The 15214-nt window shown below is 50.0% G+C and carries 12 protein-coding genes and 1 pseudogene; 5 read left to right on the forward strand and 8 right to left on the reverse strand.

Annotated elements, in window-relative coordinates; all coding sequences use genetic code 11:
• Positions 1-23 precede the first annotated feature (23 nt).
• The 3 genes from sipW to K6T23_RS19460 form a co-directional block, all read right to left on the reverse strand.
• Positions 24-614 (reverse strand): signal peptidase I SipW, encoded by a 591-nt coding sequence (sipW, locus tag K6T23_RS19450; RefSeq protein ID WP_238284477.1) that lies wholly within the window; start codon positions 612-614, stop codon positions 24-26.
• The gene (gene tapA, locus K6T23_RS19455; RefSeq protein WP_273546589.1) at positions 565-1338 is read right to left on the reverse strand and encodes an amyloid fiber anchoring/assembly protein TapA; all 774 of its coding nucleotides are present in this window, start codon (positions 1336-1338) and stop codon (positions 565-567) included. The genes sipW and tapA overlap by 50 nt, the downstream gene beginning before the upstream one ends.
• A 246-nt stretch (positions 1339-1584) precedes the next feature.
• On the reverse strand, positions 1585-2202 hold the full coding sequence (locus K6T23_RS19460; protein WP_238284478.1) for a GntR family transcriptional regulator: 618 nt from the start codon (positions 2200-2202) through the stop codon (positions 1585-1587).
• Between the two features lie 65 nt (positions 2203-2267).
• On the opposite strand from K6T23_RS19460, the gene garR reads away from it, so the two are divergent.
• From garR to K6T23_RS19475, 3 genes are read left to right on the forward strand one after another with little or no spacing between them, the layout of a single operon-like run.
• Positions 2268-3299, forward strand: coding sequence for a 2-hydroxy-3-oxopropionate reductase (garR, locus tag K6T23_RS19465; protein WP_273546590.1), 1032 nt, complete (start codon positions 2268-2270; stop codon positions 3297-3299).
• Positions 3296-4714 carry a four-carbon acid sugar kinase family protein gene (locus tag K6T23_RS19470; protein ID WP_238282763.1) on the forward strand — a complete coding sequence of 473 codons (1419 nt, stop codon included), beginning with the start codon at positions 3296-3298 and terminating at the stop codon, positions 4712-4714. The genes garR and K6T23_RS19470 overlap by 4 nt, the downstream gene beginning before the upstream one ends.
• A gap of 30 nt (positions 4715-4744) precedes the next feature.
• Entirely contained in the window at positions 4745-6088 is a 1344-nt protein-coding gene (locus tag K6T23_RS19475) for a GntP family permease (RefSeq protein ID WP_056538701.1), read from the forward strand.
• A gap of 42 nt (positions 6089-6130) precedes the next feature.
• On the opposite strand, the gene K6T23_RS19480 is transcribed toward K6T23_RS19475, so the two are convergent.
• Complete coding sequence (locus K6T23_RS19480) at positions 6131-6808, reverse strand: GntR family transcriptional regulator (protein WP_238282765.1); 678 nt, start codon at positions 6806-6808, stop codon at positions 6131-6133.
• Positions 6809-6988: 180 nt separating this feature from the next.
• Between K6T23_RS19480 and K6T23_RS19485 the strand changes: the two are divergent.
• Both K6T23_RS19485 and K6T23_RS19490 read left to right on the forward strand, forming a co-directional pair.
• Positions 6989-8620 (forward strand): annotated as a pseudogene (locus tag K6T23_RS19485) (SLC13 family permease).
• A gap of 18 nt (positions 8621-8638) precedes the next feature.
• Positions 8639-9706, forward strand: coding sequence for a tartrate dehydrogenase (locus K6T23_RS19490; protein ID WP_238282767.1), 1068 nt, complete (start codon positions 8639-8641; stop codon positions 9704-9706).
• Positions 9707-9900: 194 nt separating this feature from the next.
• Here the strand turns inward: K6T23_RS19490 and K6T23_RS19495 are convergent, their stop codons facing one another.
• The 4 genes from K6T23_RS19495 to K6T23_RS19510 all read right to left on the reverse strand — a co-directional run bounded on the left by K6T23_RS19495 (position 9901) and on the right by K6T23_RS19510 (position 15198).
• Positions 9901-10728: a carbohydrate ABC transporter permease gene (locus K6T23_RS19495; RefSeq protein ID WP_056538713.1), complete on the reverse strand. Its 828-nt coding sequence runs from the start codon at positions 10726-10728 to the stop codon at positions 9901-9903.
• 13 nt (positions 10729-10741) lie between these two features.
• Positions 10742-11638, reverse strand: coding sequence for a carbohydrate ABC transporter permease (locus K6T23_RS19500; RefSeq protein WP_056538716.1), 897 nt, complete (start codon positions 11636-11638; stop codon positions 10742-10744).
• A 137-nt stretch (positions 11639-11775) separates the two neighbouring features.
• The gene (locus K6T23_RS19505) at positions 11776-13026 is read right to left on the reverse strand and encodes an ABC transporter substrate-binding protein (RefSeq protein WP_238282769.1); all 1251 of its coding nucleotides are present in this window, start codon (positions 13024-13026) and stop codon (positions 11776-11778) included.
• A gap of 66 nt (positions 13027-13092) precedes the next feature.
• Positions 13093-15198 (reverse strand): amylo-alpha-1,6-glucosidase, encoded by a 2106-nt coding sequence (locus K6T23_RS19510; protein WP_238282771.1) that lies wholly within the window; start codon positions 15196-15198, stop codon positions 13093-13095.
• Between the last annotated feature and the right edge of the window lie 16 nt (positions 15199-15214).

Genomic DNA, 15214 nt, shown 5'->3' on the forward strand with positions numbered 1-15214 from the left:
ATAAAATGGTGTCTCAGAAATAATCACGCTGGCTTGTCGAGTTCTTTTTTTGTTTGACTTTGATCGATTTCTTTAAGGGCCGAGCGGATGGTGAAGGCTGAGTACCCCAGGAGGAAAACGCCCGGGATGATCATGAGAAGGGCCATTCCTTTATTGGACTTGGCAAAGTCTACAAAATAGCCAAGATAGGGAATCGTGAACCCTGTGTATTTAGCTACTACATTTTGAGAGAGGACGGGTTCGGTATCTGCTTCTTTGTTGTTATCCCCTTTGGTTTGGAATAGCGTCTGATCTCCATTTTTCGTGACGTCTGTAATTCTATGGGTGACCATGGTGCCATCCGGGACCACGAACGAGATGACATCTCCCTTTTTCAAGGCTTCTGCATCTTGAACGGGCTCCACTGCGATGACCGATCCTGTTTGGAACTCAGGCTCCATCGAACCTGAAAGGACGGTCTTCAGCTGTTTTCCGAAGAGCTGCGGCTCTCCTCCCGATGCCATGGATGAAATGACGATGAACATCATTCCAATGAACACGATGAATAGAATGGCTGTGATACTATTACTCAGAAACTTTTTCAACCGATTCCTCCCCTTCCTTTTTCGCTTCATCATTCGACGGTGGTACCACTTCAGGTTCTTCTGTCGGCTTTTCTTCTATAGAAGTGGATTGCTTGTTCGTTTGATTGGATTCTTGCTTTTCTTTCTCACTGGTCGCTTCCTGTTTATCGGCATCACTGTTAGGGAGGGTCTCTTCTACCGATTGTGACTTGTCTGTTTCTTCCTCTGCCTTCTCCAATTTCTCTACGGCTTTCGGCTTCGCACACTTCCCGATGGTCAAATCACCTGTAGGGTCTGATTTCCCCGGATGATCCGGATGCTGGAATAGCGTGAACCGGTATTTGCCTTCTTTATCAGGCTCATGGGTAAGCGTGATGGATTCGCCGGATTTCAGTCCCCGCTGAAGGACTTCTTCCTTCACAATCGTTCCGTCCTTACCATTTCCGCCTGGCGCCCACTGTATTTTATATCGGAGTGGACCTTTTGCATCCCCGGAACCTGTATTTGTAAACGCTGCTTCTATTTTCGTACAGTCCCCTTTTATCGTGACGAATTCAAAAGAACTCTTATCCCAATCTTCTGTATCTGATTCAACTTCCCAATCCACATGAATAGAACCAGCAATCACTTCTATATCATTATATTGAGCCTTCGTCTCAGAAGTAAGATATATCCCCGTAAAAATTGCTGTATACCAAATGAGTACGCCTCCTAATAACATGAGGACTCTTTTAAATGATTTTTCTGACCATCCTTTGTTTCTAACGACACTCACCTCAATGTCAACAAGAGTAATATGGATACCTCAAAGAATATTTCGTTCTTTTTAAAGAACACTCTCACAGTATAATCTAATGATTATGTGAATTAAAATCTCTTAAATGGTCAAATATTCTTTAAAATATTCAATTTTCCAATATTCCCTTCCACTTACTCATCTTTTCTACCTTTTCCACAATTTACTAGTTCTTTATGACTAACTTTCAGAAAGATAAAAACCCCTCAACAGAGGGGCCTCACACTACCCTATATAGTTCAAACAAAATTCCAGATCTGCTTTCAGATGTTCTTTCATAAGAACCTCTGCCTTAGCACCATCGTGAGCCGCAATGGCTTTATAGATTTCCTCGTGTTCATCGATTAGGAATGGGCGTTTGTAGGCGACGACGGTCTTCCTGAAGAGATAGATGATGGACTGCATGCGGTCGATGATGTCGACCATGACGGGGTTACGGGTCGCCTGGATGATGATGTCGTGAAATTCAAAGTTTGCCTTCATGATTTCTTCCTTGGTACCGCTCCTTCCGATCTCCACACACTCTTGCAGCCGAGCGAGCTGTTCTTCGTTGAGATATTGTGCAGCGTTTCTGGCGGCGGCGCCTTCGAGGAGGATTCGGACCTCGAAGACATGGCGGAGATCGGTTTCCGTCGGGTTCACCACCCGTTTCTTCTCAAGCAGTCCTTCTTCGTCGAGCTTGCGGATCGCTTCCCTTACAGGGGTCCGGCTCAGGCCGAGTTCCTCCGCGAGGCGCTCCTCCACAAGCTTGGTTCCTCCCGGAAAACTCCCGCTCAATATTTTGTCCCGTATATACTCATATGCTTGCAGGTACGCTGTTTGTGATGCTTTAGGCAATGTAATCGACCTCTACTCCAAGAGATTCGGTCTTCCTCCCTTTTCCATACGTGTCTTGTTCAAAGTATAGGATGATTTCACCCATTTTAAAAGGATTTTTAGAAATAGTATACATTTTAATATTTTTTGTATACAAAAATAATGTAACCGTGTACAATGAAATTAATCAAACTGAAAGCACTTACAAAGGAGTGGAATTCATCATGAAAACGATTGGTTTTATTGGACTAGGAATCATGGGGAAGCCGATGGCGCTGAACCTGATCAAAGGTGGATATGACGTAAAGGTCTTCGATATTAATGAAAAAGCAGTGGCTGAACTTGCCTCGCACGGATCGACACCTGCTTTGACTCCGAAAGAAACAGCGGAAGGCAGCGATGTCATCATTACGATGCTTCCGAAATCAGAGCATGTATTGAGTGTGGTTTTGAATGAAAACGGTGTCATCCATGGGGCAAAACCCGGAAGCATCGTCATCGATATGAGCTCCATCACCCCTGTGGTGTCGAAGCAGATCGCCGAAACCCTTGCCGCTTCAGGCGTGCATATGATGGATGCCCCGGTGAGCGGCGGCGAACCGAAAGCGATCGACGGGACCCTCGCCATCATGGTCGGCGGTAAGCCCGACGTATTCGAGAGCGCCCTTCCTGTCCTTCAGTGCATGGGGGAATCCATCACCCTCGTCGGAGATCACGGATGCGGCACGACGGCGAAGCTTGCCAATCAGATCATGGTGAACGTGAATATCGCCGCTATGTCGGAAGCTCTCGTCCTCGCAGCCAAAGCAGGGATCGACGTGGAGAAAATGTACGAAGCGATCCGCGGCGGACTTGCCGGCAGTGCCGTCCTCGATGCCAAGGTCCCTCTCATCCTTGAGCGGAATTTTGAAGCAGGCGGACGAATCGATATCAATTTGAAGGATCTGACCAACGTCATGGATACAGCTCACTCCATCGGGGTGCCCCTTCCGATCTCGTCTCAGGTACTTGAGATTTTCCACAGCATGGCCCTTGACGGGAAAGCGGCGGATGACCACGGCGGCATCGTCCAGTACTATGAGAAACTGGCAAAAGTCGAAGTCCGAAAGGGTGTTTCCATATGAGGGAAGCAAGCATCCTCGAACACTATCAACCTTATAACCAATCAGAACTCGACTCACTGTGGGAAAAGAACCGTCCTTCCCTTCAGCATAAAATCGTCGTTCTAGATGATGACCCAACAGGCGTCCAGACCGTCCACGGTGTTTCCGTCTATACAGACTGGACAGAGGAAACGATCACGAGTGGGTTCGAGGAAGAGAATCAAATTTTCTTTATACTGACGAACTCCAGGGCCTTCACGGAGAACGAAACGACTGTGGTCCATCAGGATATCGCCAACCGGGTCGAAGCCATTTCGAAAAAGCTCGGCGTTCCTTACCTGATCATCAGCAGGGGCGACTCCACCTTAAGGGGCCATTATCCCCTTGAGACCGAAGTCATGAAAGACACCATCGAACAGCGCGGTGGTCTATTCCAAGACGGTGAAGTCATCCTTCCCTTCTTTAAAGAAGGCGGGCGCTACACGATCGATGACACCCATTATGTGCAGGACGGTGACAGCCTGATCCCTGCGGGTGACACAGAGTTCGCAAAGGACCGGAGCTTTGGCTACCGTGCCAGCCACCTCGGGGAATGGGTGGAAGAAAAAACGGACGGACGCTTCAAAAAAAGCGATGTGACCTCCATCACCCTCGAAGAGCTACGCAGCCTGTCCATCGGCTCCATTAAGGAAAAGCTCATGGGCGTGCATGACTTTGGAAAAGTCATTGTGAATGCCATCGATGAGAACGACGTCAAAGTTTTCGTCCTTGCCCTGATCGAAGCAATCAACAGCGGCAAGCAGTTCATGTTCCGCACGGCAGCGGCCTTCACCAAGGTAATTGGAAACATCTCCAGCCGTCCGCTCCTTGAACGCGACGAACTCATACTAGAAGATTCCGAGCATGGCGGACTGATCATCGTTGGGTCCCACGTCAAGAAGACGACGGATCAGCTCAATGCACTCAAAGAACTGAGCAGTCTCGAGTTCATCGAATTTGACTGTCACCTTGTAGGAAACCAATCAGCATTCGCAGAAGAAACAAACCGGGTCCTGTACCTGGTGGAGAACAAACTTTCAGAAGGCGTGACGACCGTCGTCTATACAAAACGGGAACGCCTCGACCTTGGGGAAGGGATGGAAGAACAGGAATTGATCCAGTCTGTGCGGATCTCAGATGCCCTGACAAGCATCGTGCGGAACTGCGCCGTCCGTCCGAATTACATCATTGCAAAGGGCGGGATCACCTCGAGCGACGTCGGCACCAAAGGGCTTCAGGTCAAGAGGGCAACGGTCGCTGGCCAGATCGCACCGGGTATCCCGGTCTGGAAAACAGGGCAGGAAAGCACCTTCCCGCATATCCCATATGTCATCTTCCCCGGCAATGTCGGCGGAATAGAGACATTGAAGGACGTTGTACTGAAACTGGAAAACTAACTTAGGGGAACAACAAAGGGGGACACATTCATGGTCACTGGGAATATGTTAATTGTCATCTTCATTCTTTCTTTAGCCGCACTCTTCTTCTTGATTCTAAAACTGAAGCTCGAGCCGTTTCTTGCCCTCATCGGTGTCGCACTCGCCACGGCTGTGGTCATCGGCATCCCGGTAACGGAAGCACCGAAGATCGTCACGACTGGATTCGGAAATACGCTGGCAGGAGTCGGGATCCTGATCGGACTCGGCGTCATCTTCGGTCAGTTCCTGGCAGCTTCAGGAGCCGTTGAAAAGATCGCCCAAGCGGTCCTTCGCGTCTTCGGCGTCAAAAAATCGCCTGCCGGTCTCGCATTGACCGGTACTGCCGTATCCATCCCGGTCTTCTTCGATGCTGCCTTCGTCATCCTGAGTGGACTGATCAAGAGCCTATCGAAGAAAACGGGCATTTCCATCGTTTCATTTGTCACAGCACTCGGAGTCGGCTTGATCGTCTCCCACAGCATGATCGCACCGACTCCAGGCCCACTTGTGGTCGCAGAGAATACCGGTGCAGACCTTGGGCTCTTCATTCTCTACGGTCTCATTTGCGCCATCCCGGCCACCCTTGTGGGAGGATATCTCTACGGGATGTTCATCGGAAAGCGCGTCAAGCATGACGGAGAAGTCGAAGTAGGCGTCATCGACCCTGTCGTGAAGCCGAAAAAAGAGATCAGCACGGGCCTCTCATTCTTCATGCTCGGTCTGCCGATCATCTTGATCCTGGCGAACACGGTCTCTCAACTTGTCCTGCCTGAATCAGGCATCTCGACCATCCTGAGCTTTGTGGGGGAAAAGAACGTAGCCCTCTTCATCTCGGTGATCGTCGGTGTGATCGTATTGACTCCGTACATCTCACAGCCAAAAAGTGAATTGTACTCGGAAGCCATCAACTCGGCGGGGATCATCATCCTCATCACCGGTGCCGGTGGAGCGTTCGGTGCAGTCATCAATGAAAGCGGTATTGGGCAACACTTGATCGACACGATGCAAAATTGGAGCATCCCGGTTCTCCTTCTCGCCTTCATCTTCTCCCAGATCCTGAGGGCATCCCTCGGATCATCGACGGTGGCACTTGTGACCACCTCCAGCATCATGGGGCCCCTAGCGGTGGATCTCGGTGTGACGCCGATCCTACTCGGGCTCGCCATCTGTGCCGGGGCGGTTGGACTATCCATGCCGAATGACTCCGGTTTCTGGGTAGTGAAGAACTTCGGGAAACTCACCATCCCGCAGACATTGCAGGCGTGGACGATCGGCGGGTTCGTGGCTGGCGTCACGGCCCTCATCACCGTCTATATCCTGAGTCTGTTCTCCGGAATCTTACCGGGACTATAATCAAAACGGCCCAACCTCAATGGTTGGGCCGTTTCATCTTCATCATGCTTCCTCCCCGTCTCTCTCAAGCAGCTTGACAAGAAAACGAAGATCCGTGGCCACATGATCATGCATGGCCTTGGACGCCTTTTCCCGGTCACGGTTGGTGAGATGGCGGGAGATCACCATATGCTGATCAAGGATCTCCTTGCATCGCATCCTGTCTTCCACATTCATCCGGCGATAGAAAAACGTCAGGGCGCGCATCTGCTCCAGCTGATCATGAAGGCGTGTGTTATGACTTCCTAAGATGATGGCATCATGGAACTTACTATTCAACGATATCAATTGAATCGCGGAATCCTCCCGATCCTCCTCATACACCTTTTGCGCGGTCAGCACGCGCTCATGGGCCGTTCGGATCTCTTCATCCGACGCATGCTCACAGGCAAGGGATACAGCAAGGGATTCAAGGACCTGCCGGCATTGGTAAATATCCTGCACATCTTTAATAGAAGGTTTATACACGCTCAATCCCTTTTTCGGGTCGAACAGGATCAATCCTTCCTGCTCCAATGTTTTCATCGCTTCCCTCACCGGACTGCGGCTTACACCGAACTCCCTGGCAAGCTGTGCTTCGAACAGGCGCTCTCCCGGTTCATAATGACCCGTCACGATCCTTTCCTTGATGGTCATATGAAGCTGTTCATGATAGGATAGGGGTTTCTCAATGGAAGTCATCCGTGTCACCTCATCGGCTTAATTGTTTAATGATTCATAATACTCATTATGTTAGAAAAATATTGACGCGTAAAGCCCGAAGCTTGTACGATAGATACAATAGCTGTCGACAGTCGACAACATGTCTTTACACACAATTATAATGTAAGCGTTTTACATTCACAAGAGGGGGGAAAGGAAATGAACGCTGTATCAATGTGGAATTCCATGTGGAAAGCCCATGACAAGACAAAGCAATTATTATTATTCGCTATTCCAAGCAAGAAGGAACGTACGGTTCCAGGGAGGGACGATGCCTCCCTGCATGAGAATGAACCGGGGAACCGTAGCTACAAAAGAGGGCAGATGATCGGTCTGATCCTCGGGCCCCTTCTCTTCCTGCTTTCAGTCCTATTTGTTAATCCGAGTGACTTGAGCCAAGAAGGTCGCATGGTCCTAGCCGTCACCCTTTGGGTCGCCACGTGGTGGATCACAGAAGCAATCCCGATCCCGGCCACTTCCCTACTTCCAATCATCCTGCTTCCCATCCTGAATGCCGTCCCGATGGCGAACGTCACAGCAAGCTACGGGAATCCCATCGTCTTCCTATTCTTGGGTGGATTCATGATCGCCCTTGCCATGGAAAAATGGGATCTTCATAAGCGGATCGCCTTGAACATCATCTCGGTAGTGGGAACGAGCACATCGAATATTGTCCTCGGCTTCATGATCGCCACCGGGTTCCTCTCGATGTGGGTATCCAATACGGCAGCGGTCATGATGATGATCCCGATCGGGACCGCCATCACCTACCAGGTGTCCCAAGCCCTTAAAGGTAGCAAGGAAGACCTTTCTGCTGAAGAGGAGAAGTTCTCGAAAGTCCTGATCTTCGCGATCGGATACGCCGGAACCATCGGTGGACTCGGTACGCTGATCGGTACACCGCCGAACATCATCCTGGCAGGAATCGTGTCCGAACTCTATGGAATACAGATTTCCTTCGGAGGATGGATGCTCTTCGCCGTGCCGGTCGTCATCCTTCTTCTCATCTCGACATGGTTGTATTTGATCAAGGTGGCCCACCCGGTGAAAATCAAATCGATCCCCGGGGGCAAAGAACTGATCCAGAACGAAAAAGCAGCCCTTGGTCGTATGAGCTTTGAAGAAAAAGCCGTCAGCGTCGTATTCGTCTTCGCCGCCTTCATGTGGGTATCCCAGTCCTTCCTATGGAAAGGCATCATCCCGGGAATCGACGATACAATGGTGGCCATCACAGCAGGGGTCCTCTTGTTCTTGATCCCCGCCAAACGAAAAGGTGGCCGCCTCCTCGATTGGAACGTGGCCAAAGATATCCCGTAGGGAATCCTCCTTCTCTTCGGAGGCGGACTGGCCATCGCAGGGGGCTTCAGTGCCACCGGTCTCGCAGAGTGGCTCGGCAATCAGCTGAAGGTCCTTGACGGAGTAAGCTTCCTTGTCATGATCATTGTGGTGACGACATTCGTCCTATTCCTGACAGAGATCACGTCCAATACGGCTACGGCAACCATGATCCTACCGGTACTCGCTTCACTTGCCATGGCGATCAATGTTCATCCGTACGCCATCATGATTCCTGCTGCCATGGCAGCAAACTGTGCCTTCATGCTCCCGGTCGGAACACCACCGAACGCCATCATCTTCGCAACAGGCAAGCTGAAGATCACGGAAATGGTGAAGAATGGATTCTGGATCAACATCTTCTGCGTCATCCTGATTGTTGGAGCTGTTTATACACTGGTACCACTCCTATGGGGAGTCGATCTTCACGTCTTCCCTGAAGCATTCAAATCATAAGAAAGAAGTGTGACTCACATGAGGAAAATTGAACTTGCCGCACTGCCCGGAGACGGAGTCGGAATCGAAGTCGTAGAATCTGCAAAGGACGTGTTGCATACGCTGGCCGATGCCCACGGGGGAGTGGAGTTTTCCTTCACCACCTTCCCTTGGAGCTGCGACTACTACGTCGAGCACGGTGAAATGATGCCGAAGGATGCCATGAACACCTTGAAGCAATTCGAGGCGCTGTTCCTAGGTGCCGTCGGGAATCCTGCTCTCGTCCCTGATCACATCTCCCTGTGGGGGATGCTCATCAAGATCCGCCGCGAGTTCGAGCTTTCCGTCAATGTCAGGCCGGCCAAACGAATGAAAGGCATCGCCTCTCCCCTTGCCAATCCGAAAGACTTCGATTTCGTCGTCGTCCGTGAAAACAGTGAAGGCGAGTACAGTGAAGTCGGTGGACGCATCCATCAGGGAGAAAACGAAGTGGCCATCCAAAACGCCGTGTTCACACGGAGAGCCACGGAAAAAGTAATGCGCTATGCATTCCAGCTTGCCGAAAAGCGCAACAGCCGTCTCGTGAGCGCGACGAAATCCAACGGCATCGTCCACTCCATGCCGTTCTGGGATGAAGTGACGAAAGCCGTTGCCACTGAGTACCCGCATGTAAATGTACAGTCGAATCACATCGACGCCCTTGCCGCCTTCTTCGTCACGAAGCCTTCCGAGTTCGATGTGGTTGTCGCAAGCAATCTGTTCGGCGACATCCTCACCGACGTAGGATCCGCCATCATGGGAAGCATCGGTATCGCTCCTTCAGCGAACATCAACCTCGAAGGCCGATATCCATCCATGTTCGAGCCTGTCCACGGGTCGGCTCCCGATATCGCAGGAAAAGGCCTTGCCAACCCGATCGGTCAAATCTGGACGGCGAAGATGATGCTTGACCACTTCGGATACGATGAGCTTGGTCAGACCCTTCTTGATGCCGTCGAAGAGGTCACAGAGTCCGGGATCAAGACACGGGATATCGGCGGTACCTCGACTACTAAAGAAGTAACTGAAGCGATTAAATCAAGTATTCTTCAAGCTGCCCGAGTATAAAGACCATACACGGAGTATGTAAGAACGCCAGTATGAACGCCCAAGGAGAAACCACCTCCTTGGGCGTTTAACGTTTCCGACTACTCTGAAGCGGTGCAGAACCCCCTTCCCGATATATGTAAATAACGAACGGACCCCCTGCAGTTGCCGGGGGTCCGTTCATTTTCAGTTCCAATTTGATTCATCGCATGGGATCATTTCCCACCTGTAAAGGAAATCCCTTTGATAAAGTAACGATTGAAGAAAGCATAAATCAAGAGAACGGGCAGGGTAAACACCATAGACGCTGCCATGATGTAGTTCCAATAGCTGACATACTGACCCTTGAACGTATTCAACCCAAGAGGGAGCGTGAACATCTCAATATCTGTCATCACGATCAGGGGTCTCATGAAATCATTCCAAGATCCCATGAAGACAAAGATGGCCTGGGCTGCGAGAGCCGGTCTGGCAAGGGGAATGACAATCTTGAAGAATGTCCCAAGCTTGCTCAAGCCGTCCATCTCGGCCGCTTCCTCCAATTCTTTCGGAAAGTTGATAAAGAACTGTCTCATCATGAAAATGAACGTCGCATTGATCATGGCTGGGACAATCATTCCCTGGTAGGAATTTAGCCACCCAAGTTCCTTTAATATGAGATAGTTGGGAATCATGGTCACTTGTGCAGGGATCATCAGGACGGCCAAGATCGTGATGAACACTGCTTTCTTGCCTGGAAAACGGAGTCTCGCCAGCGCATAGCCTGCCATGGAGTTGAAGAGTAGATTCAGCGCCGTGCCGATTACGGCAATGAAGATACTATTGAACATCCACCGTGGGAAGAGTTCCTGTTCAATGAAGATTTGTTTGTAGTTATCCAAGGTGAACTGTTTCGGTATGAAGTTAATCGTACCTCCGACAATTTCCTGCAGGGTTTTAAAGGAGGACGATAGTGCCCATAGGAAGGGAACCAATGTTGTAATCGCATAGAGGATCAAAATGCCATATACAAGAATACGAACCGCTCCAAGCTTCTTTTTCACTTGTTCTTCCCCCTTAGTAAAGTGATTCTTCTTTTGAAAATTTCCGTTGGATCAAGGTCGCTACAAGGATGACAATGGCCAGCATGAGGACCAGTGCAGCAGCATACCCCATTGTCCCGAGGTTCTTGAATGCATATTGGTAGACTAATAGAACGACGGTGAGCGTCGAATTATCAGGGCCGCCCGATCCGCCCGAGAAGATGTACGACTGATCGAATAATTGAAATGTCCCGATCAGCCCCATGATCGCCACAAAGGATGTCACCGGCCGAAGGTGCGGAACCGTGATCTTCATGAACTTCTGAATGGTACTCGCCCCGTCTAGTTCAGCCGCTTCATAGAGCGAATCGGGTATATCTTGAAGGGCTGCCAGGTAGATGACCATGAAGAAAGGAGCCGTCGACCAAATATTCATGATCATGATGGCATTGAGAGCAATGTCTGGATCCCCAAGGAAGTTATAAGTTGGAAGACCGATCGCATCCAGCATGTTATTGATCAGACCGTTCTTGTTATACATCCACATGAAGATGAGCGTCAGGACCGCCGAGGAAGTCAATGTTGGGAGGAAGTAAATGATCCTGAATACGCTCTGCCCCTTCATACCGGCATTCAGTGTAGCTGCCAGGATCAATGCAAGAATGGTCTGGCATGGTACCACAATGACAACATATTTAAATGTATTCCAAAGCGCAATCTGAGCCCTCGTATCATCAAGGATGCGGGCGAAGTTATCGAAAGCGACAAAATCATAGCTTGCTCCCCCGAGAAGCTGTACCTTGTGGAAAGAAAGAAAAATGACATAAAAGATTGGGCCGATGATGAAAAGTAGTAGGACAAATAATGCCGGCGACATGAACAAGTATCCTTGGCCGGATTCCCGCAGTGCTCTTCTTGATAAAGATTTCATTCTTTTTTCCACACTCCTTATGCAACGAATGTGCACAACTTCTTTCCAACGAGCTGAGACCTCGGCAGAAAGAAGCTGTGCAGATCTTGTTGGAAAGAGGGAGGAACTTTCCCCTCCCCCTCCTGGTCTTTCTCTTCTCAGTTCGAATCGATTTCACTGTTTGCTTGCTTTTGGGCTTCCTTCAACGCATCGTCCAGGGGTCGATCTCCAAGGAACGCACTCAGGAACTGATTGTTGAAGTTGTTCGTGATAGTCGGAAGATTGGTTCCTTCAGACCAGACCGTTGCATAGGAAGCTCCTGCCACAAGGGGCCCCCGGAGCTCATCTTGATCATACCCAAGTTTCTCTGCTACGGATTTCCGCGTTGGCAGGGCATACCCTTTACTCGTCCACGTCTCCATCCCTTCTTTGCCTGTCAGGTAGGATAGGAGTTTCCATGATGCTTTTTTCTTTTCAGACGCTGCATTCATGACGTATGCCACACTATACGCCATCGTCGATTTCTTCCCGTCGATGGTCGGCAGCTCAGCAGTACCATACTCTACATCAGGAAAGGTATCTGCCAAGAACGGGATTGCCCAGTTCCCTTCGATCACCATTGCGGCTTTCTCCTGACCGAATACTTCCCCGCCCCATGTTGCACCGACCTCTTTCGGTTCCACAGCTGACTGATCTTCGTTGTGCATATCGATGACCGGTTTCAGTGCAGTCACTACATCATCAGAGGCGAAGTTGGCCTTTCCGTCCTTTACGACGTCTCCACCAAGGGACTGGGCCACCCAGAATTGTCGGGCAAGCTCTGGAGCCACACCAAAACCGTACTTCCCGTCTTTCGTGAGGGTCTTAGCGGCTTTTTGGAAATCATCCCACGTTTGTGGGACCTCAACCCCTGCTTCATCAAGCATTTTTTTGTTATAGAATAATGCGAGCGTCGAGTAGTCTTTCGGGAATCCATAAGTTTGATCATCCGAAATGAATGCTTCCAACAGAGGTTTCTCAAAGTCATCGACATCGAATTCATCTGTCACATACTCATCAAGCGGTTCGATGACACCCGTCTCGATCAAGGCCGGGGCTTCAAATGCATCAAGATAAAAGACATCCGGTCCCTCTCCCCCAATCAAACGCGTCTTGATGACATCCATATATTGTTCAGTGATGACTTCAAGCTTCACATCGATATCCGGATTCTTCTCTTCGAAGTCTGCAATAGTCTGCTTCAGCAGCTTCTCTTCAGTCGGGTTTCCACCCCATCCGGCAAGCGTCACCTGCGTTTTTTCCCCGTCTTTCCCTTCCGTGGAGGCTCCTTCCGAGCTGCACCCCGAAAGAACTCCGGCCATCAACATTGAAGCAACACCAAGTCCCGCCATCCATTTCCTTGATTTCATTATTCCAGTCCCCTTCCATTTTTTTATCATCTAAAGGAAGTGTTCTTCCCCGAGATCCGAATGAGATCAAACCATTTGTTCTGATGAGCTGATCTGATAACCGGTGGTATTCTTGAGCACCTCTAAGCTGCAGCCACCTTCCACCCTCTTGATGGAGACGGACAGTTTCCCTGTGCCGATGGAAATGTCATGCACCTCTAAGCTATTCATGTTTGCAAGGAGTACAGGTGAAAGCCTGATCTCTTCTTTCAAACTATCAGGAAACAACCCAAGGAGAGATTGTATGAATACGAGCGGGGTTCCGGCTGCCCAGGCCTGGGGAGAACAAGCCACGGGATATTTGACGACTTTCCCGCCGCTCCCATATCCACAGAACAGCTCGGGAAGACGGTCATACTCAAAGTGAGCAGCCGCAGCAACGAGCCCTTCGATCACCCGGTTTGCCTGTGGTTGGTAGCCACTTTTGCTCATCCCGAGAATGGAGAGGCTGTTGTCATGGGGCCATACACTGCCGTCATGATAACTCATGGGATTATAGCCTGCTTCCCCCTCACCCATCGTTCGAATGCCATAACCTGAAAACATTTTTGGTGAGACGAGCTTATCTGTGACAGCTTTTGCCCGCTCTTCATCCAGCATGCCTGAAAACAGGACGTGACCAGGATTGGAGGTGATGGTCCCTACCTGTTCCTTCCGGTCATCCAGAGCAATCGCATAGTAGCGGACATCGTCCATCCAAAAAGCTTCATCGAACCGCTGTTTGAGAGCATCAGCCTGACTGCGCAAACGCCTGGCTTCATCGGACCGCTTCATATGGTCATAAATATCCGCCAGTCCGGTCTTCGCTTGATAGACATAGCCTTGTACTTCTGCAAGGGCAATCGGCGTCTTGGCGTATTCCCCATCCCGATGGACAACGGAATCCCCAGAATCCTTCCAGCCTTGGTTGGCAATCCCCTTACTGGATTCCTGGTGATATTCCACGAACAGATCACCATCACGGTCGCCATGGGAATCAATCCACGTTAAAGCGTTTTCAATTTCTCGTTCGAGTGTATTGACAATCCCTACATCCCCCGTCCACTTCACATATTCCGTCAAGAGGATAAGGAATAACGGGGTAGCATCCACTGTTCCGTAGTACGGTGTAAATGGGATTTGTCCTGTCGCAGCCAGCTCACCGAAGCGGATTTCATGCATGATCTTACCGGGCTGCTCATCCCTCCACGGGTCCAGTTTGCTCCCTTGGTAGTGTGCCATCGTCAACAGGGTCCCCCTGGCGATGTCGGCATTGAAAGGAAGGGTTTGGAGGGCGGCAATCAGACTGTCGCGGCCAAACGGGACCCCAAACCACGGAAGACCTGCAACAGGAAAGGCGCCATGCCCTACATCCGTGAGAAGCACCCGCATGTCATTCAACCCTCGTTCGACAAGACGCTTCAAAGGGAGGCAGTCTGTCTCCACTGTTGCAACACTCTCATTCCAACGTTCATAAGAGGCTTCCAGGTTTGCAAGGGCTGCTTCTTTCTGCACATGCTTGATGCCAGTACCTTTGCCGATCATGGGTTGAACTGATAAGGTCACGGAATCGGATCCTCCATGATCCAATTCAAATCCAAAGGAAATGATCCCTTTATCGTCATGATCCAGAGCCTCCTTATCCCAAGTGATCACCGTACTCCGATTCAGGCCATCCGCTCCTTCGTATGAAAAAGAAAGAGACTCCTCCTTGCGCATCTGACCCGTCCTTTGACCCAGATTCCCGTTCAAAAAACCTCGAACGACAAACATATCAAGGAAGTCCGCATCTGCATGGATACTGATCTCAAACGCCACACGCTTCGGGAAATAACTCTTCACCTTCACTTCTTCATACAGGACATCATCATAGATGAATCGTGTCCGCTTGATTTCAATGGACTCACGCCATAGAACCAGGTTCCCTTCCTGTTCCATATGAGGGTTCGTCAGCAAGATCGTAGATTTATAGTTCTGATCTGCTTCAGAGGAAAGGAGAATCGGATCTTCCCCATTAATCTTCAGGTCCAGCTTACTTAAGAATCGTGTGTCCTTTGAATACAACCCCAATCCATATGGATGATCCTCCGGAATATTTCCGTTTGTATCTGTAAGCAAAAATAGGTCATTTTCTTTTATCACGCGATAATCCATGATGGTCCTCCTTCTC

It is taken from the genome of Rossellomorea marisflavi (assembly GCF_022170785.1).
Classification (GTDB): Bacteria; Bacillota; Bacilli; order Bacillales; family Bacillaceae_B; genus Rossellomorea; species Rossellomorea marisflavi_B.